The sequence below is a fragment of the Methanobrevibacter sp. genome (assembly GCF_045644645.1).
GTDB lineage: Archaea > Methanobacteriota > Methanobacteria > Methanobacteriales > Methanobacteriaceae > Methanocatella.
Genome location: NZ_JAZRHE010000083.1, coordinates 1 through 1,826 on the forward strand (window position 1 = coordinate 1; position 1,826 = coordinate 1,826).

4 protein-coding genes are annotated in these 1,826 nt (G+C 28.9%); 3 read left to right on the top strand and 1 reads right to left on the bottom strand.

The window, feature by feature from the left end:
- A partial coding sequence (locus ACKI4K_RS04800; protein WP_407422813.1) for a carboxymuconolactone decarboxylase family protein occupies positions 1-281 on the bottom strand: 281 nt, incomplete at its 3' end.
- 447 nt (positions 282-728) lie between these two features.
- Between ACKI4K_RS04800 and ACKI4K_RS04805 the strand changes: the two genes are divergently transcribed.
- The 3 genes from ACKI4K_RS04805 to ACKI4K_RS04815 form a co-directional block, all read left to right on the top strand.
- Positions 729-854, top strand: a complete 126-nt coding sequence (locus ACKI4K_RS04805) for a hypothetical protein (RefSeq protein ID WP_407422815.1) — start codon at positions 729-731, stop codon at positions 852-854.
- A gap of 12 nt (positions 855-866) precedes the next feature.
- Positions 867-1,139 carry a C-GCAxxG-C-C family protein gene (locus tag ACKI4K_RS04810; RefSeq protein WP_407422817.1) on the top strand — a complete coding sequence of 91 codons (273 nt, stop codon included), beginning with the start codon at positions 867-869 and terminating at the stop codon, positions 1,137-1,139.
- A 394-nt stretch (positions 1,140-1,533) separates the two neighbouring features.
- The coding region (locus ACKI4K_RS04815; protein WP_407422819.1) for an ArsR/SmtB family transcription factor at positions 1,534-1,826 on the top strand (293 nt) is incomplete at its 3' end.

The window sequence follows — 1,826 nt, forward strand, 5'->3', positions numbered from 1 at the left end:
AATGCAGGCATACCGGATGTTAATAGAACAACTCTTAAAACATCAACAATTTCATCTTTACTGATACCTAACACTTCAATTGCACTTTTAATTTGTTTTTTTGTAGCTCTTGGGTCTGCACGAGATGCAGTCATCCCAATAGCTACCAATTTTTGAGTTTTGTAATCAAGGATTTTGCCGTCCCATACTGTTTCATTCATATCAGAAACCAATTCATATAATTCAGGGTATTGATCTTCTAGCTCACGAATACCTTTACCATAATATACATCGCCTTTCATATTTTAACCTCTCCAAATAATACTTAATTAATATTTTAAGTTTCAAGTTATATATAATTAATAGCTATTTTTTCTTTTCATTTAACAGTTGATTTTGACATTAACATCAGCCATTTGAGATTTGAAAATTGCTTTGAAAAACCCTGCTATATGAGTTGAATCAAGTTTGATTTTCAATATCTCTGGCGTTAATGTCAGCAGCTCACCAAATGAAAGTTTTGAGAATTAACTTTGTTTAAACGAAATGTTCGTATTTTTATAGGGGTTCTTCATATAAATTAAAGAGTTTTAAGAGGCAAAATCGATAAGTATCGGAATTATTTTATATGTTCTGTCTGAAAATTTCTAAATCCTTGAAACATATGAAACATGCCTAGTAGGTAATGCCCGTAGTGCCATCCAGTTAATGCTATACATTGATAAGTCAAAATAATTAAATTATAATATATGAAAAATATAGAAAATGCTATTCAATTATTTGAAAACGGATATGTGTGTTCACAAGCGGTATTTGCAACATTTTCACAGAATTTAGGTCTTTCAGAAGAACAAGCCTTGAAAATCGGCGCATGATTTGGCAGAGGTATGCGTAAAGGTGAAGTTTGCGGTGCTTGCACAGGTGCACTAATGGCATTAGGCCTTAAATATGGTGATAGTAAAACCAAAAGCAATGAAGTGTGTGAAAAATTTTTAGATGAATTTGAAAAGGAAAACAGATCATATATCTGTAGAGAGTTACTTAATTGTGACATTAGAACCGAAGAAGGTGTTAAATACGCATTGGATAATAATATATTCAAGGAGTTTTGTCCAAAAATGATTGAATCTGCAACTAAAATAACTGAAAATTACCTATAGATTTATGGTGTAGGTTAACTTTCAAAAATTTAATAATTACAGAAAAATAAATTCCCTATCCTAGTTTTAGTTCTGGTATTTGTTAATCATGCGAACTATATCATACGTTTTATACGAACATTTCGTATTTTTTTCAAAATAATTTGCCTAATTAATTAAATTTTGTTTTGAGAATATTTTCGTAATTTATTAATGATTTTTCTCAATTTTTTTCTTTTATTTTTCCTATAATAATCACTAACATTTGGTATGAATAGGATTACAACTAATTGTATGTATTAGTTAAAATGAATGTATATTGATAGAATTCTGTCGTTAATGTTATCTGATTGACTAATAATTATAAAGATAATATATCGATACATTTAAATATATCAAAATAATATTATTATACATGGCAGTTGAAAATAGTGATGAATGTTGTGAGATAACCTATTCTGTTGAAGATTTAATTAAAACATTGCCTTCAGATGAAACTTTAGAAAACCATGCGGCAATATTAAAGTCTTTGGCTGATCCGACAAGATTAAAAATAATATACTTATTGAAAAATGGTGAATTGTGTGTTTGTCAGATATTGGAAGTTATTGATAAATCCCAATCAACGGTTTCTCATCATTTGAACATGATGAAAAAAGAAGGAGTGTTGTCTGCACGAAAACAGGGAAAATGGATTTATTATAAACT